This window comes from Intrasporangium sp. DVR, from assembly GCF_040365325.1.
Lineage (GTDB): Bacteria > Actinomycetota > Actinomycetes > Actinomycetales > Dermatophilaceae > Intrasporangium.
Genome location: NZ_BAABZW010000024.1, coordinates 132,117 through 152,403, shown reverse-complemented (window position 1 = coordinate 152,403; position 20,287 = coordinate 132,117). Strand labels below are relative to the sequence as shown.

Sequence of the window (20,287 nt, the reverse complement as noted above, 5' to 3'; positions counted from 1 at the left end):
GTAATGTCTCATTTGGGCCGGAAGGGGGCTCGATCAGGATCGGTGGGACGGTCCGGGTCACTCGGTGTCGTGGGAGGCGCCGGGCGGGGAGGGGAAGAACAGAATGAGTGTCGCCACTATTTCGACAACGTGGTTCGACGAGTGGGCCAGCCAGGCGGCGTGTACGGGGCAGGACCCCGACTCGCTCTTCGTCCGGGGCAAGGCGCAGCATGAGGCGAAGGCGGTCTGCAAGACCTGCCCCGTGCTCGCGCAGTGCCTCGCCGAGGCGCTCGACAACCGGACGGAGTTCGGAGTCTGGGGCGGGATGACCGAGCGCGAGCGGCGTGCACTGCTCCGCAAGCGGCCGGACATCACGTCATGGAAGATCGCGCTGCGTGCCGGCATGGAGGCCCAGGTCAAGTCCGCCTGAGGGATCTGAGGGGCATCCGCTCACCGGGCTGGCCGGGGTTTCCGGCCACGGGGCAACACCGCAACGAAGACCACTTGCTGGGTCGTGATTCGGGGATCACGGCCCAGCAAGCGCGTTTCCGACCTCTCTCAGGCTCTCCAGGTCGTGGACGTCGCGGTTGAGGGCCGGCACCTGCACGACCGGCACGTCCGGGTGCGACCGCGAGAAGCGCTCGGCCAGCTCGCGCTGGCGCTGGGCGATGGTGACGACCGCCGCGTGCAGACGGAGCAGCCCCGCCGCGTTCTCGGCCGACTTCGGTCCACCGCCGTCCTCCAGCGCCTCCGCGACCGCGAGTGCGCGGGAGGGCGTCATCGCCCCGGCCGAGACGCGACCCATGCGGTTGACGACGAGCCCGCTCAGCGGCATACCGTCGGCTTGGAGCCGGTCGACGAAGAAGGACGCCTCCCGCAACGCGTCACGCTCCGGCGCGGCGACGACGAGGAACGACGTGCCCTGGCGCGACAGCAGCTGGTAGGTCTGGTCGGCGCGCTCACGGAAGCCGCCGAACATCGTGTCGAGCGCCGCGACGAACGTCTGCACGTCGCTGAGGAACTGCCCGCCGAGGATCTTGGTCATCGTGCTGCCGACGAGCTGGATCCCGAAGCCGAAGACCTTGACCCCGGCGCGGCCGCTCGCCTTGGCCGGAGCGGTGAGCAGCCGGATGAACCGACCGTCGAGGAAGCTGCCGAGCCGATTCGGCGCGTCGAGGAAGTCGAGGGCGGACCGTGACGGCGGGGTGTCGACGATGATGAGGTCCCAGCCGTCCGGTGTGGAGTCGGCGGCCGCCTTGAGCTGGCCGAGCTTCTCCATCGCCATGTACTCCTGCGTCCCCGCGAAGGACGAGCTGACCGCCTGGTAGAACGGGTTGGCGAGGATCTGGTCGGCCTTGCCGGGGTCGGCGTGGGCGAGCACGACCTCGTCGAAGGTCCGCTTCATGTCGAGCATCATCGCGTCGAGGCTCCCGCCCCCGGACGTGTCGATCCCGCTCACCGGCCGAGGCGTGTTGTCGAGCTCGCTGAGCCCCAGCGCCTGGGCGAGCCGGCGGGCGGGGTCGATCGTCAGCACGACGACCCGGCGGCCGGCCTCCGCCGCGCGCAGTCCCAGGGCCGCGGCGGTCGTCGTCTTGCCCACCCCGCCGGCGCCGCAGCACACGACGATCTCGACGCCCCGGTCGGCGATCATCGCGTCGATGTCGAGGTGCGGAGCGGCCTGCGCGGCCCGGACGTGCGCGGTCGTGTGGACGGGGGCCTCTGTCGTCTGCGTCATCGGCTCAGCCCCACCTCCTCCAGCTCGTCCAGGAGGATGTCGGCGAGCTCGCGGACCGAGCCCGAGTCAACGCCCTCCGGGAGCGCGGGCAGGAGCACCAGGGGAAGTCCGGTCTCCTGCAGGAGGGCGAGCTGCTCGCTCTCGAGGTCGACGCGGTGGGCGTGGCCGTAGGCCTCCTCGAGCAGCCCGTCGACGAGCTGCGGCGTCACCTTCACTCCTGCGTCGACGAGCTGGCCGGTGATCGACGGCTTGTGCAGCCTGCCGGTGCGGGCCTGCTCGAGAGCCACCTCGTCGAGCAGCGGGTCGCGGACCATGTTGACGACGACGAGCCCGACGCGCAGGTCCTTCGACCGCAGCTCGCGGATCGCCTCGAGGGTCTCCTGGACGGGCATCTCCTCGAGGAGGGTGACGATGTGCACGAGGGTCTGCTCGCTCTCGAGGAGCTCGGTGATCGACTCGGCCTGGCTGTGGATGGGGCCGACGCGGGCGAGGTCGGCGACCTCGGAGTTGACGCTGAGGAAGCGCCCGATGCGTCCCGTCGGCGGGGCGTCCATGACGATCGCGTCGTATGCCGCTGGGCTCGCTCCCCGATGGCGCCCGTCCCGCCTGCGTCGGTTGGCTTCGTAGAGCTTGCCGATGAGCAGGACGTCGCGCACGCCGGGGGCGATGGTCGTGGCGAAGTCGATGGCCCCGAACCTCTCGAGGAGCTTGCCCGCCCGGCCGAGCTTGTAGAACAGCTGGAGGTACTCGAGCAGCGCCGCCTTGGCGTCGACCGAGAGGCCGAAGATCTCGCCGCCCTCCCGTGTCCGGGCGATCCGGGTCTCGTCGGTGCCGAGTGGCGGCACGTCGAAGGTCTGGCTGATCCCCTGGCGGCCCTCGACCTCGGCGAGGAGGACCCGGGTGGGTGCGCCCGGGCTGGATGCGCCCGGGCTGGATGCGCCCGGGCTGGGTGCGCCCGGGCTGGGTGCGCCCGGGCTGGATGCGCCCGGGCGGGCGGCGAGGGCGATGGCCAGTGCGGCGGCGACCGTGGTCTTGCCGGTGCCGCCCTTGCCGGTGACGACGTGCAGCCGCGCGCGCTGCCACTCCGGGCCGCCGATCGCGCTCGCATCCGTCACACCGGCACTCTACGGCGCCGATGCCTCCCCTTCGCCCGCGGTTTGAGGTAAACGCGCCGGCACTGCACCGGCGTGTTTACCTCAAACCGCCAGGGCTCCGCGCATCGCCAGTCCTGCCGCGACCTGCTCCATGAACTCGTCCTCGTGCAACCGCAGGCCGATGTTGGGGATGCGCAGAACGGTGTCCTCGGTCAGGGCCACGCGGTTCTGGCGCAGCTGGTCGTCGACCGGGGCCAGACCCCGGAAGTGGTGCACGCCGTCGACCTCGACGACCAGCCCGCAGGCCCAGCGCACGTCGAGGTAGGCGCGACCCTGCGCGTCCTCGCGGACCTGCTGCCGGACCGGCTCCGGAAGGCCGCGCGCCCGGCACAGCCGCGCGAAGTCCAGCTCACCCAACGACCTGACGCCCAGGGCCAGGTCCCTGATGACGCCACGGACGAAGGCGCGCCGCTTGCGCCCCCGGACGGTCGTGGACGTCTCGAGCAGGTGGCCCGGGGTGCAGAGCCCCTGCTGCGTGGTCAGGATGAGCAGGAGCGCGGCCTGTCGGTCGCTGACGGCCCAGTGTGCCGCCCGGATGGCAGCAACAGCGGGCCGGGTCCGGGGCAGGCCCACCATCAGGACCTCGCCCGGCGAACGGCGACTGATCTTGTGAACCCGCACACCGGCAAGGCTCTTCACCGTGTGGGAGTGCACCACCGACACATGGATCGTGCTCTCGCGGAAACCGGTCAGTCCCCCTGCCTGCAGGGCGGAGACACCGTCGAGGCAGGCGACGCGCGCTCCGATCTCCCAGACGGCTCGCCAGCGAAGCTCGGTGTCGGAGAGTGCTCGCTCATGGGTGGCGACGGTCTGGTGGCCGTGAACCGTCCAGCGTTCGGCCCGAACCTCCGCTCTGATGTCTGCGTCCGTCACACCGGCGTCGCGCAGCTCGGCCCGGGACACGACTCCTTCGTGTCCAGCGGCAAGGTGCCGGGCGATGCGACGGCGACTCAGCTGGTCCATCCGCCGAGGATGGAGTGGCCGAGGATGTCCCTGCGCCCGGGCGATGGGTGCTGTGGACGGGCTGCTCAGGCACCCGGGGATGTGGACAGGGACCTCTCTTCCGCGGTTTGAGGTAAACACGCCGGGAGCTCCACGGCGTGTTTACCTCAAACCGGGGGACGCGACGGTCGAGAGGGCGCCCAGGACGTGCGGCCAGGCGTGGCTCAGCGGGTCGATGAGGGAGTAGTGACCAGCGTCTGCAACGACGTCCAGAGTCACATCGCCTCCGGCGGCGCGGGCCCTGCGGAGATAGGCGTCGGTGACCGCGAGCGGCACCTCGCGGTCGAGCTCGCCGTGCACCAGCCGGACCGGGACCCGCGGCGGGAGCGCCGTCATCGGGTCCGCCGCCCGCCAGCCCTCCGGGGCGGACTCTGGAGTGCCGAGGAGGTCGCGTGCGGCGTCCCGGCCCAGGTGCATCTCGTCGGTAGCCCCGAGATCGACGCAGCCGCCCAGCACCACGACGCCCGCCAGGTGGTCGGCCCATGGCTGGTTCGCGGCCCAGGCGACGAGGTGCCCACCGGCCGAGTGCCCCATGAGCACGAGCGGCCCGGGCAGGTCCGGGTCGTCCGAGACCGTGGCCACGAGGGCGGCGATGTCGTCGAAGGTCCCGGGCCACCCGCCGCCCGGCATCCCGGCACGGCGGTACTCGCCGACCGCCACGTGCCAGCCGGCCTCGGCCAGCGCCGCCGCCTGGGCTGCAGCGTGCGCCCGGTCATACGCCGCGCGCCAGAACCCGCCGTGCACGACCAGGACGGTTCCCCTGTGGACACCCGGGCCACTCGAGTCGGGGGCGGGAGGGCGGGAGGACGGGAACCGCACGTCGTAGACCTGGGCGGGCTCAGCGGCATACGGCCTCCTGTCGTCGGGGGGTGGGGCCCCTCTGGACAGGACGTCCTCCGAGTGCGGGTCCATCGCGTCATGCTGCCAGAGCGCCCCGAACAGCACTGGGTAGGGTGAGGCCCATGACCACGTGGGAGTACCTCACTGCACCTCTGCTCATCCACAACACGAAGCAGATCCTCGACAACTTCGGCGCCGACGGCTGGGAGCTCGTCCAGGTCGTGCCCGGCCCCGACGGCACCAGCCTCGTCGCCTACTTCAAGCGGCCGAAGGGCTGAGCGCATGTCTGCTGTCGAAGAGCGCCTGGCCGAGCTCGGCATCACCGTCCCGGAGGTCGTCCCACCCGTGGCCGCCTACGTGCCCGCGTTGCGCAACGGCAACCTCGTCTTCACCTCCGGCCAGCTGCCGATGCGCGACGGATCCCTCCAGGCGACCGGCAAGGTCGGCGCCGAGGGTGGCGTCGACGCCGACGCAGCGAAGGACCTGGCCGCGCTGTGCGCCGTCAACGCGATCGCCGCGATCAAGTCCGTCGTCGGCGACCTCGACCGGGTGACCCAGGTCGTCAAGGTCGTCGGGTTCGTCGCGAGCGATCCCGGCTTCACCGGCCAGCCCGGGGTCGTCAACGGCGCCAGCGAGCTGCTCGGCAGGGCGTTCGGTGAGCGGGGCGCACATGCCCGGAGCGCGGTCGGCGTCGCGTCGCTGCCGCTCGACGCGCCGGTCGAGGTCGAGGTCATCGTCGCCGTCGCCGACTGAGCTGCGATGTCGGCGCCCCGGTACTTCCCCCTGACGCAGGTGCGCGGCCTCGGCGACCTCGCCCTGCGCTGGCTGCGCGGTGAGCGGTGGGAGGAGGCCGCCCCCCGCCAGGCGAGCACCGTCATGCTCGTCCGCGACGGCGACCGGGGCACCGAGGTGTTCATGCTCAAGCGGGTGTCGCAGATGGCGTTCGCGCCGAGCATGCACGTCTTCCCCGGCGGTGGGGTCGACCCGCGCGACGCGGAGGCCGCCCTGCCCTGGGCGGGACCCGCGCCGGACGAGTGGGCCGAGCGTCTGGGATGCACCGCCGCCGAGGCGCAGATGTTCGTCGCGGCTGCGGTCCGTGAGGTCTTCGAGGAGGTCGGGGTCCTGCTCGCCGGCCCGTCCGCGAGCGCTCCCCTCGTCGACCCGCACGACGGGAGCTGGGCCGGGGTGCGCGATCGCCTCGTGTCCCGTGACCTGTCCCTCGCCGAGGTCCTCGTCGAGCGCGGCCTCGTGCTGCGCTCCGACCTCATCGTCGCCAAGGCGCACTGGCTCACGCCGGTCTTCGAGCCGCGGCGGTTCGACACGTGGTTCTTCGCCGCGGTGATGCCCGGGCACCAGGTCGCCGACGGCGAGACGAGCGAGGCTGAGATCGCCGAGTGGGTCGTCCCGCGGGATCTCCTCGAGGAGTATGCCGCTGGGCGCGCTTCCCTGCTCCCGCCGACGGTCGTGTGCGTGGAGGAGATCGCAGACGCGCCCTCCGCTGCCGCGTTCGTCCGGCACAGCGATGACCTCCCGCTCGTCATGCCGGTGATTGTGGAGACGCCGGAGGGGCCGGCGGTGCGGATCGACGCCTGAGGGGGCACGGGCGGCGGCGACGGGGACGACCCTGATGGAGGAGGCGGTGTGAAGGGAGCCGAGGCGGACCCTGCATGGGCCGGGGGAGCTGTGACCGAGCGGGCGACCTGTGTGCTCTGCCCGAACCCCTCCCCGATGACGCTCGACGGGACCAACACCTGGGTCGTCGCGGAGCCGGGCTCCACCGAGGCCGTCGTCATCGACCCCGGACCGCTCGACGAAGGGCACCTGGCGCGAGTGCTCGCCCAGGTCGAGGACACCGGTCGCCGGGTGGCCCTGACGTTGCTGACCCACGGGCACCTCGACCACGCGGAGTCCGCCGCGCGGTTCCACGAGCTGACCGGTGCGCCGGTGCGCGCTTTCGGGCGGGGTCATGACGACGTCACGCCCGGCGAGGTGGTCCGCATCGGGGGCCTCGAGATCGTCGCCGTCCCCACGCCTGGGCACACGAGCGACTCGTACTCCTACCTCCTGCCGGCCGACACCGCCCTGCTCACCGGAGACACCATCCTCGGGCGTGGGACCACCGTGGTCGCCTGGCCGGACGGACACCTCGAGTCCTACCTCGAGTCCCTTCAGCGGATCGAGACCATGGCTCACTCCGGCGAGGTGGCGAGCATCCTGCCGGGGCACGGGCCCTTCGTCGCGGACGCTGCTGCGACGGCGACGTTCTACCTCCAGCACCGGGCCGAGCGGCTCGACCAGGTGCGCGCTGCGCTCGCGGCGGGCGACCGGACCGCCCGTGAGGTGGTCGAGCGCGTCTACGCCGACGTGCCCCGCACCGTCTGGGGTGCGGCCGAGATGTCGGTGCAGGCCCAGCTCGAGCACCTCCGGCAGCAGCCGAGCCTCGGCGACTGACGGCGGCGCGTCCGCGGGTCGTCTTTACCGGCCGGGATCCGGGGTACGGCGAGGGAGCAACCAGCCCCGAGGAGCTCACCCGTGACGACCAAGCATCAGCACGCCGGCATCGTGGAGGCCTACGCGGGGGACGAGGACCGGCCGCTGCCCGGATACCTGGCGTCGGTGGCGACCTACCGCCTGAGCCGCATCCTGACCAAGGCCTCGATCACGAGCGCCCTGCGCGCACCCCTCGTCCGTTACACGGGCACGAGCGCGCCCGGCGAGGTGCTGGCGCGGAGGTTCACCCGGGTGGCGACGAGCATCCTGGCGGTCTCGGCCGCCTCGGATGCGCTCCAGCTCGCGCGGGCGGCGCTGGCGCGAGCGGCCCAGGGACCCGCGACGAGTCGCCCGGCTCCGGCTGGGTAGGGCTTCCGCAACCGACAGACCAGTCTGAAGGAGGGTGCAGATGACCACCAAGGTCGAGAAGTCCGTCGAGGTGGACGTGCCGGTACGCACGGCGTACAACCAGTGGACGCAGTTCGAGGAGTTCCCGCAGTTCATGGGGGGCGTTGAGTCGGTCACCCAGATCGACGACCGGACCCTGCACTGGGTCGCCGAGATCGCCGGGGTCCGCCGCGAGTGGGATGCCGAGATCCTCGAGCAGGTCCCGGACGAGAAGGTCGCCTGGGCTGCGATCGGCGGGGCGACCAACGCCGGCGCCGTGCACTTCATCCCCAACGGGCCGAACCAGACCCTCGTGACCCTCCACCTGGAGTTCGAGCCCGAGGGACTCGTCGAGAAGGCGGGGGACGCGCTCAACCTCGTGGACCGCCAGGCCGAGGCGGACCTGAACAGGTTCCAGTCGTTCATCGAGTCCCGCAGTGCCGAGACCGGTGCCTGGCGGGGCGAGGTCGGCGCCGGCGCCGCGATGGGCACCCCCGGCGTCGAGGACGCCGCGCTGTCCAGAGGTGACAGCGGCAAGGCCGGCGTGTCCGGCAAGGCCGTGGCCGCTGGGGCTGCAGCCGTCGCGGGAGCGGCCGTCGCGGCGAAGGCCATGTCCGGCCGCTCGGACGAGTCGTCGACGCCGTTGGCGGGGCAGGACGTCGTCGATGTGCTCACGGCCGACCACCGGGAGGTCGTGGGCCTCATCGGCGAGATCTGGACGACCCAGGACCCGGGGGAACGCCGGGACCTCGCCGACACCGCGATCGCGGAGCTGGTGCGGCACGCGGTCGCTGAGGAGATGTACGTCTACCCGGCGATGCGCAAGCACCTCCCGAACGGCGAGGAGGCGGTCAACCACGACGTCGAGGAGCACCGAGAGCTGGAGCAGCTCATGAAGGAGCTCGAGGGCGTGGAGGGCTCCGACCCGCGGTTCAACGAGCTGCTCCGGCGGCTCGACACGGTGCTCGCCGACCACATCAGCGACGAGGAGACGAAGCACTTTCCGCAGCTGCGCGCTGCCCTTCCGGAGAGCGAGCTGGTCGAGCTGGCCGGTCAGGTCGAGAGCGCCAAGAAGCTAGCTCCGACGCGGCCGCACCCCTCCGCCCCGAACAACGAGCTGTTCCACAAGCTGGCGGGGCCCGGCCTGGGGATGGTCGACCGGCTCCGCGACCGGCTGACGGGGCGCGCGACCGGCTGAGCTGGCGGTTGCGCCCCTCGAGTGGCCCCGCCGTCCCCATCGGGCTTGGGGATGGGCGGGCCACTCGAGTGAGCCGACCTCGTCGAGTGGCGCCGCCGTCCCCATCGGGCTTGGGGATGGGCGGGCCACTCGAGCGAGCCGACCTCGTCGAGTGGCCCCCCGGTCCACACCCGGTCCACGCCCGGTCCTGGCTCGGCGGGGCCCGCCCCGCATGCCCCCGGGCCGCCCGGGCCGTTCGCGGTGCTCGCCCGCGGGGCACGGTGCCCACCTGCTCAGCGCCGTCGATGCTGCCGCCGGAGGAGTACCCGCCGACCGCGTCGGCGCCCGGGGCGCCGCTCGTCGCAACACCTGAGGGCGTCGCGAACTGCTCTTTCGATCGGGGGCGTGTCGCGAACTGCTCTTTCGATCGGGGGTGTGTCGCGAAGTGCTCTTTCGATCGGGGGCGTGTCGCGAAGTGCTCTTTCGACTACTTGGCGCGGCGCTTGAGGCGCTCGACGTCCTGGAGGAGCACGGCCCGGGCCTCCAGCCGCAGCCAGCCACGGGACTGGAAGTCGGCGAGTGCCTTGTTGACCGTCTCGCGGGAGGCGCCGACGAGCTGGGCCAGCTCCTCCTGCGTCAGGTCGTGCGCGACCATGATGCCGCCCTCGACGTGCCGGCCGAACCGCTCGGACAGGTCGATGAGTGCCTTGGCCACGCGACCGGGGACGTCGGTGAAGACCAGGTCGGCGAGGTGCGCGTTGGTGCGGCGCAGGCGCTGGGCGAGGGCGGCCAGGAGGGTCTTGGACACCTCGGGCCGGCCCGCGAGCAGTCCGGTGAGCGAGTCGTTGCCGAGGCCGAGCAACTGGGTCTCGGCGACTGCGGTGGCGGTCATCGTCCGGGGACCGGGGTCGAAGAGGCTGAGCTCGCCGAACATCTCGCCGGGGCCGAGGATGGCGACGAGGTTCTCGCGGCCGTCGGGGCTGGTGCGGCCGAGCTTGACCTTGCCTTCGGCGATGACGTAGAGGGTGTCGCCGCGGTCGCCTTCATGGAAGAGCACGTCGCCGCGCTCCATGCGGGACAGGGTCATCTGCGACTGCAGGGCAGCCGCGGCCTCGTCATCGAGTGCCTTGAACAGCGGAGCGCGCCTCACCACATCTGGGTCCACGGGGGCCAGTCTGCCATGAGACGTATGCCGCTGGGCTCGCTCGCGCGTGCCGGGCGCGTCAGGCGGACGGCTCAGTCGTGGACGAGGTAGTCGATCGGCTTGCACACGCCGTTGTTGGACTTCTCGGCGGAGCAGGCCGTGAGGCCGACGAGGAGGTCGGCGTCGGCGCGCAGGACGAAGCGGTCCCCGGCCACGCTGGTGGGCGGGTCGATGTGCAGCCGGCCGTCCCGCTCGACCCAGACGTTCATGAAGATGTTGAGCGTCGTCGAGATCCGGTCGGGATCGACGCCGAGCGGGCCGAGGTTGGTCGCGAGGTTCTCGAAGCAGCTCGGGTGGTAGGCGCCGCCGAGCTCGGGGTAGAGCAGGTCGAAGGTCTGCTGGCTGCACGGCGTGAGGAGGAAGTCGTGCTGGCCGCAGGTGTCCTCGACGACCGTGGCCATGGGGGTGCTGCGGTTGCTGTAGAGCACGGTGCCGGTCGTGACGGCGATGGAGTTGGCGTAGTCGATGGTGCGCCCGGAAGACAGCCACTCGTCGTGGTCGTCGGCCAGCACGCAGAAGAAGTCGCTGACCTGCTCGCCGGTGGGGTCGACGACGGTGAGCCGTTGGCCGGCGCGCAGGGGGAAGGCGGTGCCGGTCTGGGGGGCCAGTCTCGTCAGCTCCATCGCGCCACCCTAGCCGTCGGTCTCTTCACGGAGATCGGGAGCGACTTCGTCGCTGATCTCGAGCGGCGGCTCCCAGTCCGGGTCGTGCCGCCGGCCGGAGTACTGGAGGGCCTCGGACGTCTCACCGTGGTCCGCAGCCATCGGGTTGACCGAGCCCTGCAGCTCCTCGTCCCGCCGCCGGATCGTCTCCCGCATGCCCTCGAACCTGCCCTCCTCGCGCAGGCGCTCGAACTGGTCGTGCGCGTTGAAGACGAGGGTCGGCAGAGGTGCCCGGCGCGCCACCCGCGAGGCGGCCGGGTGCATGCCGACGATGAAGTAGGCGTGGCCGCCGGCGCTGAACGCGAAGTGTGGGTCGGTCGGGTCGGTGGCGACGCCCGGGGCCCAGGGCTCCTCGTCGGCGTCGTGCATGCCCTGCAGGATCCGGTAGAGCCGGGTCTCGAAGTCCGCCTCGCCGGCGGGGACGGGTCCGCGGAAGGTCACCATGAAGGACCGGAAGTCGTCGCTCTGCGAGGTCTGCTCGGCGAACTCGGTGAGCCGCTCGAGAAGGACCCGTGGGGTGCTCGGGTCATCCATGTCGTCGAGGACCAGATGCGTCACCGACTCCCTGCGGAAGACGGACTTCGCCCCGAGGCAGGGGAAGTCGACGTGCATCACCATGAGCTCCATCGCCCGGCAGATCTCGTCCTCGGGCGCCGTCCCGAGGTGCTCGTCCGCCATCAGGTCGAGGACACGCTCGAGTGCTGCCGGCTCGGCCGTCCCCTCTGATTGGGCCTCCACAGCCACGGCGCCACCTCTTCTCCACCCGCGTGCGACACCAGTGACGTACCCACAGGTCGCGGGGGCGGCACGCGGCGGCAGGGCGCCCGTGGAAGGCTGTGCGCGGGAGCGAGCCCAGCGGCATACAGTGTCGTCTGTGTCTGCCCGTGCCCTCGTGACCGCTGACGAGACCGCCGTCGCACGGACCCGGCGTGCGCGCAAGATGTACCGCGCGCTGCACGATCGCTACCCCTACGCCCACTGCGAGCTCGACTTCTCGAGCCCTCTCGAGCTGCTCGTGGCGACGATCCTGTCGGCCCAGACCACCGACGTCGGCGTCAACAAGGTGACGCCGATCGTCTTCGCGAAGTACCTCACTGCCGCGGACTACGCGGCGGCCAACCGTGAAGAGCTCGAGGCGATCATCCAGCCGACCGGCTTCTTCCGGGCCAAGGCCGACAGCCTCATCAAGCTGGGCCAGGCCCTCGTCGAGCGCTTCGACGGCGAGGTGCCCGGCCGCCTCAAGGACCTCGTCACCCTGCCCGGCGTCGGGCGCAAGACCGCCAACGTCGTGCTCGGCAACGCCTTCAACGTCCCCGGCATCACGGTCGACACGCATTTCGGCCGGCTCGTCAGGCGCTTCGGCTGGACCGACGAGACCGACCCGGTCAAGGTGGAGCACGCGGTCGGGGCGCTCTTCCTGCGGCGGGACTGGACGATGCTCAGCCACGTCGTCATCTTCCACGGGCGGCGCACGTGCCACGCCAAGAAGCCCGCCTGCGGGGCGTGTCCCGTGGCGCGCTGGTGCCCGAGCTACGGGATCGGCGAGACCGACCCCGACCGTGCCGCCAAGCTCCTCAAGTTCGAGCTGGCGCCGCGATGACCGGACCGCAGACCCAACCCACCCCGTCGACCTCGCCGAGCGGCGCCCGTGTCGTGCACTCCGGACCGACCGGGTCGATCCCGCCGGGACCGGCCGGCCTGCCGCGACCGCGCTGGCTCGACGAGGTGGTGGCGAGGGTGCCGTCGGTCGACGCCCACTGGTTCTCGCGCTTCCAACCACCCGAGGAGGGCGGCCGCGAGTCGGCCGTCCTCATGCTCTTCGGCCCGCCGCCCGCAGGTGAGGAGGCCGAGGGCGAGCACGTCATCCTCATCGAGCGCTCGCACACGATGCGCACGCAGCCCGCGCAGATCGCCTTCCCCGGGGGGTCCCGCGACCCCGAGGACGAGGACAGCGTCGCCACCGCGTTGCGCGAGGCCGAGGAGGAGACCGGTATCGAGCCGAGCGGCGTCGACGTCGTCGACGTCCTGCCGAGCCTCTACCTCCCGCCGGCCAACTTCGTCGTGGCCCCCGTCCTCGGCTGGTGGGCGGCGCCGACGCCGGTGACCGTCCGTGACCCCGCCGAGGTCCACGAGGTCCTCTCCGTGCCGATCTCCCACCTCGTCCACCCGGAGACCCGGTTCACGGTGACCCATCCGAGCGGCTACGTCGGCCCCGGGTTCGAGCTCGACCACCTGCTGCTGTGGGGCTTCACGGCCGGTCTGCTGAGCCGGGTCCTCGACCTCTCCGGGCTGGCCCTCCCCTGGGACGAGTCTCGCCAACGCCCGCTCCCCGAGATCTACCTGCGGGACCGCCGATGAGCGGCGGCATCGTGCTCGACATCGCTCTCGTGCTCATCCTCGTGGCCTACGGCATCTCGGGGTACCGCCACGGTCTCGTGGCGAGCGTCTTCTCGCTCCTCGGCTTCTTCGCCGGGGCGCTCATCGCGATCTGGACGCTGCCTATCCTGCTCGCCGACCTCGAGTCGGTCGCCAACGACTCCCGGCTCCGGGTCCTGTTCCTCATCGTCGGGGTCGTCCTCATCGGCTGGATCGGGCAGGTGCTCGGCAGCCTGCTCGGTGCCCAGGTGCGCCGACAGATGGGCCAGCAGGGCGTCCGACAGCTCGACTCGGTCCTTGGCGCCGTCGTCGTGGTGGTCGCCGCCTCGCTCATCATCTGGTTCCTCGGCGGGTCCCTGCGCACCGCCGGCAACCCCTCGGTCGCCCGGGCGGTGTCCGACTCCCGGGTGCTGCGGGCCGTCAACACGGTCGTCCCCGAGGACGCGGGCCAGATCTTCGCCGGGTTCCGCGGCTTCCTGTCGAGCCAGGGCTTCCCCCAGGTCTTCGGCGACCTCGTGCCGGAGCCGATCAGCCCCGTCGAGCCCCCCGACCCGAGGATCGGTGACACGAGGGCGATCACCCGCGCCGCCGCGTCCGTCGTCAAGGTCACCACCGCCTCCGACAGCTGCGAGCGCGGTCAGGAGGGCACCGGTTGGGTGCTGAGCCCGGACCGCATCGTCACCAACGCGCACGTCGTCGCGGGCGCAGACCGGCTCCAGGTGAGCAGCCAGGAAGAGACCGTCGCCGGACGGGTCGTCGTCTTCGACGCGGACCGCGACCTTGCCGTGATCAGCACCGAGGGGCTCGACGCCCCGGCCCTCGAGCTCGGCTCCGACCTGCCACGCGGGGCCGCCGCCGCCGTCCCGGGCTTCCCCCTCGACGGGCCCTACACCGTCGTGCCCGCCCGGGTCCGGCAGGTCCTCGACGCCCGGGGCCGCGACATCTACGGCGAGGACCCGGTCGTCCGTGAGATCTACTCCCTCTACGCGCGGGTGCAGCCGGGCAACTCCGGTGGGCCGCTGCTCGACGCCGAGGGCCGGGTGGCCGGTGTCGTCTTCGCCAAGTCCCTCGAGGACGACAACACCGGCTACGCCCTGACCCTCGACGAGGCGATGCCCGTCCTCGACGCCGCCCTGGCGGCGGACCGTGCGGTCGACACCGGAGCCTGCCTTCCCGGCTGACGGAGCCTCCACCGGAGGGCGCGCTCCGGCTGGGAGCGAGCCCAGCGGCATACGGAAAATGAAGGGGTATGCCGCTGGGCTCGCTTCCCGACGCCCGCGAGCCCTACGACACTGACCCGTGTGACGGGTCAGTGTCGTACGGCAGGGGAGCCGCTCAGTGGGACTTGACGGCGAGGACGGGGCACGGCGCGTCGAGGAGGAGGCGTTGCGCGGTCGAGCCGAGGAGGAGCTTGCCCACCGGCGAGCGGTGCCGGATGCCGATGACGAGCATCCGCGCGTCCACCTCGGCGATGAGGTCGAGGATGGCCTGGGCCGGGTCGGTCCCCTCCTCGACCCTTCGGACCTCGTGCGACAGCCCGGACTCGGTGAGCTCCGCGTCAACCCGGCTGAGCTGGCCAGATGCGGCGCGGTGCGGGTCGACGAGCTTGTCGTCGCGCGACATGTTGACGACGAGGATCGAGTCACCGTGGGCCTTCGCCTCGGTGATCGCTGCCGTGATCGCGGCCTCGCCCTGGGTGGTCGGGATGTAGCCGACGACGATGGTCATGCGGAGACCTCCGTGGGGGTGTGGTCGCGGTCCGAGGAGCCCTTGCGTGGCAGCAGCCTGGCGACGAGCGGCCAGAGGAGCACGAGGGCGATCGCGCCGTAGCAGACCCACGCCACCGGCCCGCCGATGAGGCCGCTCAGGTCGCCGCCGGACAGCTGGAGCGAGCGCCGGCCGTGCTTCTCGGCGAGCGGGCCGAGGATGACGCCGATGATCAGCGGCAGCACGGGCAGGCCGAAGCGGCGCAGTGCGAAGCCGACCAGGCCCAGGCAGAGCAGCAGGAACAGGTCGAACGGCTGCGCGTTGACGGCGTAGGCGCCCATGGTGGCGAAGAAGAGGATGCCGGCGTAGAGGTAGGGGCGCGGGATCTGGAGCAGCTTCGCCCAGGCCGGCGCCAGCGGCAGGTTGAGCAGGAGCAGCATCGTGTTGCCGATGAAGAGGCTCGCGACGAGCGTCCAGACGAGCAGCGGCTGCTTCTCGATGAGGAACGGTCCGGGTTCGAAGCCCCAGCCCTGCAGGGCCGAGAGCATGATCGCGGCCGTCGCGTTGGTGGGGATGCCGATGGCGAGCAGCGGCACGAGCGTGCCCGCGGCTGAGGCGTTGTTGGCGGCCTCGGGACCGGCGACACCCTCGATCGCGCCGTGGCCGAACTGCTCCGGGTGCTTCGAGAGCCGGCGCTCGGCCAGGTAGGACAGGAACGTCGGGACCTCGGCGCCGCCGGCGGGGATCGCGCCGAAGGGGAAGCCCAACGCGGTGCCGCGCAGCCACGGCTTCCACGAGCGGCGCCAGTCGTCGCGGCCCATCCAGGGACGGCCGACGGGGATCACCGCAGCCGCCTTGCGCCGCAGGTGCGCCGCGACCCAGAGGGCCTCGCCCACGGCGAAGATCCCCACCGCGACGACGACGACGTCGATCCCGTCCGCGAGCTGCGGGATGCCGAAGGTGAGGCGCTGCTGGCCGGTGACGAAGTCGATGCCGATGACGCCGATGGTCAGCCCGACGAGGAGCGCGGCGAAACCCCGCACGCGGGAGGAGCCGAGGACGGCGCTCGCACCGACGAACGCCACGAGGAGGATCGCGAGGAGCTCGGGGGAGCCGAGGTTGATGGCGAAGTCGACGACCTGGGGCATGACGAGGACGAGCAGGGCCGTGCCGATGGTGCCCGCGACGAAGGAGCCGATGGCTGCGGTGGCCAACGCCTGCGCCGCCCGGCCGGCCTTGGCCATCTTGTTGCCCTCGAGTGCGGTGACGACCGACGCCGACTCGCCGGGGGTGTTGAGCAGGATCGAGGTGGTGGACCCGCCGTACATGCCGCCGTAGAAGATGCCGGCGAACATGATCAGCGCCTGGGTCGGCTCGAGGCCGTAGGTGATCGGCAGGAGGAGGGCGACCGTCATGGCCGGGCCGATGCCCGGCAGGACCCCGACGGCCGTGCCCACGGTCACCCCGACGAAGGCGAAGAGCAGGTTCATCGGGGTCAGGACGTGCCCGAACCCCTCGATGAGGTAGGTGATGTTGTCCATCAGAGGATTCCCTTGAGGATGCCGGCGGGCAGGTTGACGCCGAGCCCGATGGCGAACCCGTAGAAGGTGACCAGGGCCAGTGCGATGCCGATCGCGAGGCCGCGCAGATGGTGCCGGTTGCCCAGCGCGAAGGCGCAGCCCCAGAAGAGCAGGCTGCCGGTGATGACCCAGCCGAGCGGGTCGATGAGCAGGGCGCTGACGCCGAAGACGACGACCAGCAGGCCGACGGTCTTCCAGTCGGCGCGGCTGCCGAGGTCGACGTCCTCGCCGCCCTCGGCCTCACCGACGCCGCCCCGCCACACGTCGACGGCGTAGGCGACTGCGGTGAGCAGCAGGAGCACCCCGAGCACGATCGGCACCGGCCGGGGACCGAGTGGGTCGTTGCTGCTCGTGACGTGCGGGATGCGCGCCGCGTCGACGAGCAGGAGGAGGCCGAGCCCCGCGAGGGCCGCGCACACACCGAACTGTGCGCGGTCCTCGCGGGTGGTGCCGGCGGCCCCGGTGTGGTCCACCTGGGAGTCGGACATCGTCAGCTGACCAGCCCGAGGTTCGTGAGGATCTCGGCGACGGCTGCGTCCTGGTCCTTGAGGAACGTGCCGAACTCGTCACCCGTGATGAAGGCGTCGGTCCAGCCGCGCTTCTCCATCTCGTCCTTCCACGCCTGCGAGTCGTGCATCTTCGTCAGCGCGGCGACCCAGACGGCCTGGTCGGCGTCGGAGATCTCCGGAGGGGCGACGATGCCGCGCCAGTTGGTGAAGAGGAAGTCGACTCCGGACTCCTTGAGGGTCGGCACGTCGGGGAGGGCGTCGATGCGCTTCTCGCTCGTGACCGCCAGGACCTTCACCTCGCCGGCCTTGACCTGGTCGAGGAACTCGCCGAACCCGCTCGCGCCGAAGGCGATCTTGTTGCCGATGACCGCGGGGAGGAGCTCTCCGCCGCCGTCGTAGGAGATGTACGAGACGGACTTCGGGTCGATGCCCACCGCGTTGGCCAGCTGCATCGGCAGCAGGTGGTCGGGGCCGCCCGGGGACGAGCCGCCGCCGACGTTGATCTTCGACGGGTCCTTCTTCCACGCGTCGATCAGGGAGGTGATGTCCGTGTAGGGCGAGTCCTTGGAGACGACGATGGCGCCGGCTTCCTCGATGAGCTTGGCGATCGGCGTCGTGTCGTTGAGCGTCGCCTGCGACTTCTGCGTGTAGGCGGCGCCGACGACCCCGAGGCCCATCTGCATGGCGAGCTTGCCGTTGCCCTTCTCGTTGACGGTGCGCTGGAGGCCGACCGTGCCGCCGGCTCCGGGGAGGTTGAAGACCTGGACGGTGCTGGTGATCTTCTCGGTCTCCATCACCTTGGCGACCGTGCGGGCCGTGGTGTCGTAACCGCCGCCCGGGGAGTTGGGGACCATGATCTGCAGGCCGGAGGCGGGGGCAGCGGCGTTGCCGCCGGTGGCGCCGCCCGCACCGGCGTTCGAGCCGCCGTCGTCGGCGGTCGCGCCGCACGCCGACAGGGCGAGCGCGGCGACCGCGATCCCGGCCGTGAGCAGGGACGTCTTGCGGGCGGTGAGATGTGCTCTCATCGTTGAGGCCTCTTTCGGTTCTGGGGGTGGAACGGCATGATCGTGTCCCGCGCCACGTGATCGTGTCGCTCTTGTGTCATCAATGAAGGTTGAGTTCGTTGTGGTCATGCGTCGGCTGCGCCGTTTCACGCTTGCGGGCCAGCTGCTCGTCGCCCAGATGGCGATCCTGCTGACCGTCCTCGTGGCGGTCGCGTTCGTCTCGCTCGCGCAGTCCGAGGCGACGTTCACCCGCACGGAGGGGCGGAGGGTCTTCGCCATCGCGGAGCAGCTCGCGAGCCACCCGCTCGTGCGCCAGGAGCTGGCGCCGCCGCAGGTCATCAACGCCCTGCCGACGATCGTCCAGGGGACGATCACGCAGTACGGCGCGTCCGTCGTCTCGATCGCGGACGCGACTGGGGTCGTCAAGGACTCCTCTGACCCGACCACGGAGGAGCACGAGCTGCCCCTCGGTTCGGAGCGGGTGCGTCAGGGTGCGAGCTGGACCGGCCCGATGGAGCTCGGCGGGCGCCGGATGCTCGTGGCCCAGACGCCCGTCCTCTTCGCTCCCGGCAGCACGACGACGCTGCCGAGCCCGACGGATCTCGCCCCCGGGACGCGGCTCGGCACCGTCATGGTCGCGGTCGAGATGCCCTCGGTCGTCGACCGGCTCAAGGGAGCGTCGTCGTACCTGCTCACCTACCTCGGCCTCGCCCTCGCCCTCGGTGGCCTGGGCTCGTGGCTGCTGGCTCGGCGCCTCAAGCGGCAGACCCTCGGCCTCGAGCCGCACGAGATCACCGGGCTCGCCGAGAGCCGCGAGGCGATGCTGTTCGGGCTCGCGGAGGGCGTGGTCGCCCTGGACACGTCGAGCCGGATCACGCTGGTCAACAACGTCGCCCAGCGGCTCCTGGACCTGCCCGAGAACGCCGTCGGGATGTCGGTCGCCGACCTGGCCATCGGCCCCCGGCTGCGCGAGGTGCTCCTCGGCGAGACGGGCGACGAGCGCGACCAGGTCGTCCTGCGCCGCGGCCGGGTCCTCGTGATGAACCGCATGGAGGTCGCCAAGGACGGCCGCCCGCTCGGCTCGGTCACGACCCTGCGCGACCGCACCGAGCTCGCCGCCCTCGAGCGGGAGATCGGGTCCTTCCGCAGCACCACCGAGCTGCTCCGGGCGCAGGCCCACGAGTTCGCCAACCAGCTGCACACCATCTCGGGACTGATCCAGCTCGGCGAGTACGACGAGGTGGTCCGCTTCGTCGACTCGGTGAGCCAACACCGGGCGCAGCTCGACCTGACCTTGGCCCGGCGGATCAAGGACAACGCCGTCTCGGCGCTCGTCATGGCCAAGGCGGCCCAGGCGACCGAGCGCCGGGTCGAGCTGCGGGTGTCCGACGACACCGCGCTCGACCGGATCTCGTCGGCCGACTCGGCCGACCTGTCCGCAGTCGTCGGCAACCTCGTCGACAACGCGATCGAGGCGGCCGCGACGGCGGGGGGTGACGACCGCTGGGTCGAGCTGGCGATCCATCAGGATGCGAGCAGCCCGAGGAGCACCGTCGAGGTGGTCGTCTCGGACTCCGGGCCCGGGGTGGCGCCGGAGCTGGTCACCGAGGTCTTCACCCACGGCTTCACGACGAAGGCCGCCGAGGCGGGGGAGCGCGGGATCGGGCTGGCCCTGACCCGGCTCATCTGTCAGCGGCGCGGGGGTGAGGTCGAGGTGGAGCGGACACCGTCCGGGGCGAAGTTCATCGCTCGCCTGACTGTCGAGCCGGCTGCATTGCAGGAGTCCCGATGATCCGCGTCCTCGTCGTCGACGACGACTTCATGGTCGCCCGAATCCATCGTGGGTTCGTCTCCCAGACAGAGGGATTCGAGGTCATCGGCACGGCCAGCACCGGAACCGAGGCGGTGGAGCTCGTCGGCCGGCTCAAGCCGGACCTCGTGCTGCTCGACCTCTACCTGCCGGACATCTTCGGCCTCGACGTCATCACCCGGTTGCGGGCGGCCGGGGAGAGCTGCGACGTCCTGGTGATCACCGCCGCGAAGGAGGCCGACTCCGTGCGGGCCGCGGTCCGGCAGGGGGTGGTCGGGTACCTCCTCAAGCCGTTCTCTCGGGCGGACCTCGAGCAACGACTCAGGTCGTATGCCGCTGAGCGCGCTCGGGCGATCGAGGCGGGGGAGCTGACGCAGCGGGAGATCGACGCCGCCTTCGCGGCGGGCGGGGTCGGGCTCTCGGCCGCGGGCACGCTGCCGAAGGGACTGTCGGTCGAGACAGCGGAGGCCGTGCGAGGGGCGCTGCGATCCGCGGCCGACACGATGTCCTCCAGCGAGTGTGCGGAGGCCGTCGGGATCTCGAGGGTCAGCGCTCGGCGCTACCTCGAGCACTTCGTCACGACGGGCGTGGCCGAGGTGTCACTGCGCTACGGCGCCACCGGGCGGCCGGAGCGCCGCTACCGCATCCGCTGAGCCGGTTCCTTGGCTCGC

At 71.5% G+C, this 20,287-nt stretch carries 23 protein-coding genes; 12 read left to right on the top strand and 11 right to left on the bottom strand.

The features are described 5' to 3' along the window. The first annotated feature begins 103 nt into the window (after positions 1 to 103). Positions 104 to 409: a WhiB family transcriptional regulator gene (locus ABWV20_RS17095; RefSeq protein WP_353357270.1), complete on the top strand. Its 306-nt coding sequence runs from the start codon at positions 104 to 106 to the stop codon at positions 407 to 409. Between the two features lie 96 nt (positions 410 to 505). Here ABWV20_RS17095 and bagB read toward each other — a convergent pair whose 3' ends face one another. From bagB to ABWV20_RS17075, 4 genes are all read right to left on the bottom strand, one after another. Further along, positions 506 to 1,714 (bottom strand): ArsA family ATPase, encoded by a 1,209-nt coding sequence (gene bagB / locus ABWV20_RS17090; protein ID WP_353357268.1) that lies wholly within the window; start codon positions 1,712 to 1,714, stop codon positions 506 to 508. Next, a complete protein-coding gene (locus ABWV20_RS17085; protein ID WP_353357266.1) occupies positions 1,711 to 2,829 on the bottom strand; it encodes an ArsA family ATPase in 1,119 nt (372 codons plus the stop codon). Before ABWV20_RS17085 ends, bagB begins: the two co-directional genes overlap by 4 nt. 81 nt (positions 2,830 to 2,910) lie before the next feature. Beyond that, positions 2,911 to 3,831, bottom strand: a complete 921-nt coding sequence (locus ABWV20_RS17080; protein WP_353357264.1) for a putative endonuclease domain-containing protein — start codon at positions 3,829 to 3,831, stop codon at positions 2,911 to 2,913. 141 nt (positions 3,832 to 3,972) lie between these two features. After that, positions 3,973 to 4,782 (bottom strand): alpha/beta hydrolase family protein, encoded by an 810-nt coding sequence (locus tag ABWV20_RS17075; protein WP_353357262.1) that lies wholly within the window; start codon positions 4,780 to 4,782, stop codon positions 3,973 to 3,975. A 50-nt stretch (positions 4,783 to 4,832) separates the two neighbouring features. Between ABWV20_RS17075 and sp36 the strand changes: the two genes are divergently transcribed. The 6 genes from sp36 to ABWV20_RS17045 all read left to right on the top strand — a co-directional run bounded on the left by sp36 (position 4,833) and on the right by ABWV20_RS17045 (position 8,785). Beyond that, complete coding sequence (sp36, locus tag ABWV20_RS17070; protein WP_272463858.1) at positions 4,833 to 4,988, top strand: Sp36 family protein; 156 nt, start codon at positions 4,833 to 4,835, stop codon at positions 4,986 to 4,988. A gap of 4 nt (positions 4,989 to 4,992) precedes the next feature. After that, positions 4,993 to 5,463, top strand: coding sequence for a RidA family protein (locus ABWV20_RS17065; RefSeq protein ID WP_353357259.1), 471 nt, complete (start codon positions 4,993 to 4,995; stop codon positions 5,461 to 5,463). 6 nt (positions 5,464 to 5,469) lie between these two features. Further along, positions 5,470 to 6,303 (top strand): NUDIX hydrolase, encoded by an 834-nt coding sequence (locus ABWV20_RS17060; RefSeq protein WP_353357257.1) that lies wholly within the window; start codon positions 5,470 to 5,472, stop codon positions 6,301 to 6,303. Positions 6,304 to 6,351: 48 nt separating this feature from the next. After that, on the top strand, positions 6,352 to 7,161 hold the full coding sequence (locus tag ABWV20_RS17055) for an MBL fold metallo-hydrolase (RefSeq protein WP_353357255.1): 810 nt from the start codon (positions 6,352 to 6,354) through the stop codon (positions 7,159 to 7,161). 81 nt (positions 7,162 to 7,242) lie between these two features. Next, positions 7,243 to 7,569, top strand: a complete 327-nt coding sequence (locus ABWV20_RS17050; RefSeq protein WP_353357253.1) for a DUF1360 domain-containing protein — start codon at positions 7,243 to 7,245, stop codon at positions 7,567 to 7,569. A 40-nt stretch (positions 7,570 to 7,609) separates the two neighbouring features. Next, positions 7,610 to 8,785, top strand: coding sequence for a hemerythrin domain-containing protein (locus ABWV20_RS17045; RefSeq protein WP_353357251.1), 1,176 nt, complete (start codon positions 7,610 to 7,612; stop codon positions 8,783 to 8,785). A gap of 466 nt (positions 8,786 to 9,251) precedes the next feature. Here the strand turns inward: ABWV20_RS17045 and ABWV20_RS17040 are convergent, their stop codons facing one another. From ABWV20_RS17040 to gntA, 3 genes are all read right to left on the bottom strand, one after another. Further along, positions 9,252 to 9,929, bottom strand: coding sequence for a Crp/Fnr family transcriptional regulator (locus ABWV20_RS17040; RefSeq protein WP_353357249.1), 678 nt, complete (start codon positions 9,927 to 9,929; stop codon positions 9,252 to 9,254). A gap of 71 nt (positions 9,930 to 10,000) precedes the next feature. Then, positions 10,001 to 10,591 (bottom strand): DUF1989 domain-containing protein, encoded by a 591-nt coding sequence (locus ABWV20_RS17035; RefSeq protein ID WP_353357247.1) that lies wholly within the window; start codon positions 10,589 to 10,591, stop codon positions 10,001 to 10,003. A 9-nt stretch (positions 10,592 to 10,600) separates the two neighbouring features. Further along, a complete protein-coding gene (gntA, locus tag ABWV20_RS17030; protein WP_353357245.1) occupies positions 10,601 to 11,374 on the bottom strand; it encodes a guanitoxin biosynthesis heme-dependent pre-guanitoxin N-hydroxylase GntA in 774 nt (257 codons plus the stop codon). 196 nt (positions 11,375 to 11,570) lie between these two features. Between gntA and nth the strand changes: the two genes are divergently transcribed. From nth to ABWV20_RS17015, 3 genes are read left to right on the top strand one after another with little or no spacing between them, the layout of a single operon-like run. Continuing rightward, entirely contained in the window at positions 11,571 to 12,230 is a 660-nt protein-coding gene (gene nth / locus ABWV20_RS17025) for an endonuclease III (protein ID WP_353357426.1), read from the top strand. After that, positions 12,227 to 12,988, top strand: coding sequence for an NUDIX hydrolase (locus ABWV20_RS17020; RefSeq protein WP_353357243.1), 762 nt, complete (start codon positions 12,227 to 12,229; stop codon positions 12,986 to 12,988). Before nth ends, ABWV20_RS17020 begins: the two co-directional genes overlap by 4 nt. Further along, positions 12,985 to 14,187 carry a MarP family serine protease gene (locus tag ABWV20_RS17015; protein WP_353357240.1) on the top strand — a complete coding sequence of 401 codons (1,203 nt, stop codon included), beginning with the start codon at positions 12,985 to 12,987 and terminating at the stop codon, positions 14,185 to 14,187. Before ABWV20_RS17020 ends, ABWV20_RS17015 begins: the two co-directional genes overlap by 4 nt. 154 nt (positions 14,188 to 14,341) lie before the next feature. Here the strand turns inward: ABWV20_RS17015 and ABWV20_RS17010 are convergent, their stop codons facing one another. Genes ABWV20_RS17010 through ABWV20_RS16995 form a run of 4 tightly spaced genes read right to left on the bottom strand, consistent with a single transcriptional unit; the run spans position 14,342 to position 17,827 of the window. Beyond that, positions 14,342 to 14,734, bottom strand: coding sequence for a universal stress protein (locus ABWV20_RS17010; protein ID WP_353357238.1), 393 nt, complete (start codon positions 14,732 to 14,734; stop codon positions 14,342 to 14,344). Beyond that, the gene (locus ABWV20_RS17005) at positions 14,731 to 16,254 is read right to left on the bottom strand and encodes a tripartite tricarboxylate transporter permease (protein WP_353357236.1); all 1,524 of its coding nucleotides are present in this window, start codon (positions 16,252 to 16,254) and stop codon (positions 14,731 to 14,733) included. Before ABWV20_RS17005 ends, ABWV20_RS17010 begins: the two co-directional genes overlap by 4 nt. Beyond that, complete coding sequence (locus ABWV20_RS17000) at positions 16,254 to 16,781, bottom strand: tripartite tricarboxylate transporter TctB family protein (protein ID WP_353357234.1); 528 nt, start codon at positions 16,779 to 16,781, stop codon at positions 16,254 to 16,256. Before ABWV20_RS17000 ends, ABWV20_RS17005 begins: the two co-directional genes overlap by 1 nt. A 2-nt stretch (positions 16,782 to 16,783) precedes the next feature. Then, entirely contained in the window at positions 16,784 to 17,827 is a 1,044-nt protein-coding gene (locus tag ABWV20_RS16995) for a Bug family tripartite tricarboxylate transporter substrate binding protein (protein WP_353357232.1), read from the bottom strand. Between the two features lie 82 nt (positions 17,828 to 17,909). Here ABWV20_RS16995 and ABWV20_RS16990 point away from each other — a divergent pair, with 82 nt between their 5' ends. Together ABWV20_RS16990 and ABWV20_RS16985 are read left to right on the top strand one after the other, a co-directional pair. Continuing rightward, positions 17,910 to 19,598 (top strand): sensor histidine kinase, encoded by a 1,689-nt coding sequence (locus ABWV20_RS16990; protein ID WP_353357230.1) that lies wholly within the window; start codon positions 17,910 to 17,912, stop codon positions 19,596 to 19,598. After that, positions 19,595 to 20,269, top strand: a complete 675-nt coding sequence (locus ABWV20_RS16985; protein ID WP_353357228.1) for a response regulator — start codon at positions 19,595 to 19,597, stop codon at positions 20,267 to 20,269. Before ABWV20_RS16990 ends, ABWV20_RS16985 begins: the two co-directional genes overlap by 4 nt. The last annotated feature ends 18 nt before the right edge of the window (positions 20,270 to 20,287 follow it).

Excerpts from the sequence above, each read along its gene's own strand:
- bagB (WP_353357268.1), bottom strand. The coding sequence starts at position 1,714 with ATGACGCAGACGACAGAGGCCCCCGTCCACACGACCGCGCACGTCCGG.
- ABWV20_RS16985 (WP_353357228.1), top strand. The coding sequence starts at position 19,595 with ATGATCCGCGTCCTCGTCGTCGACGACGACTTCATGGTCGCCCGAATC.
- ABWV20_RS17080 (WP_353357264.1), bottom strand. The coding sequence starts at position 3,831 with ATGGACCAGCTGAGTCGCCGTCGCATCGCCCGGCACCTTGCCGCTGGA.
- ABWV20_RS16995 (WP_353357232.1), bottom strand. The coding sequence starts at position 17,827 with ATGAGAGCACATCTCACCGCCCGCAAGACGTCCCTGCTCACGGCCGGG.
- ABWV20_RS17075 (WP_353357262.1), bottom strand. The coding sequence starts at position 4,782 with ATGGACCCGCACTCGGAGGACGTCCTGTCCAGAGGGGCCCCACCCCCC.
- ABWV20_RS17005 (WP_353357236.1), bottom strand. The coding sequence starts at position 16,254 with ATGGACAACATCACCTACCTCATCGAGGGGTTCGGGCACGTCCTGACC.
- sp36 (WP_272463858.1), top strand. The coding sequence starts at position 4,833 with ATGACCACGTGGGAGTACCTCACTGCACCTCTGCTCATCCACAACACG.
- ABWV20_RS17065 (WP_353357259.1), top strand. The coding sequence starts at position 4,993 with ATGTCTGCTGTCGAAGAGCGCCTGGCCGAGCTCGGCATCACCGTCCCG.
- ABWV20_RS17045 (WP_353357251.1), top strand. The coding sequence starts at position 7,610 with ATGACCACCAAGGTCGAGAAGTCCGTCGAGGTGGACGTGCCGGTACGC.
- ABWV20_RS17000 (WP_353357234.1), bottom strand. The coding sequence starts at position 16,781 with ATGTCCGACTCCCAGGTGGACCACACCGGGGCCGCCGGCACCACCCGC.
- ABWV20_RS17010 (WP_353357238.1), bottom strand. The coding sequence starts at position 14,734 with ATGACCATCGTCGTCGGCTACATCCCGACCACCCAGGGCGAGGCCGCG.
- ABWV20_RS17060 (WP_353357257.1), top strand. The coding sequence starts at position 5,470 with ATGTCGGCGCCCCGGTACTTCCCCCTGACGCAGGTGCGCGGCCTCGGC.
- nth (WP_353357426.1), top strand. The coding sequence starts at position 11,571 with ATGTACCGCGCGCTGCACGATCGCTACCCCTACGCCCACTGCGAGCTC.
- ABWV20_RS17020 (WP_353357243.1), top strand. The coding sequence starts at position 12,227 with ATGACCGGACCGCAGACCCAACCCACCCCGTCGACCTCGCCGAGCGGC.
- ABWV20_RS17035 (WP_353357247.1), bottom strand. The coding sequence starts at position 10,591 with ATGGAGCTGACGAGACTGGCCCCCCAGACCGGCACCGCCTTCCCCCTG.
- ABWV20_RS17015 (WP_353357240.1), top strand. The coding sequence starts at position 12,985 with ATGAGCGGCGGCATCGTGCTCGACATCGCTCTCGTGCTCATCCTCGTG.
- ABWV20_RS16990 (WP_353357230.1), top strand. The coding sequence starts at position 17,910 with ATGAAGGTTGAGTTCGTTGTGGTCATGCGTCGGCTGCGCCGTTTCACG.
- ABWV20_RS17095 (WP_353357270.1), top strand. The coding sequence starts at position 104 with ATGAGTGTCGCCACTATTTCGACAACGTGGTTCGACGAGTGGGCCAGC.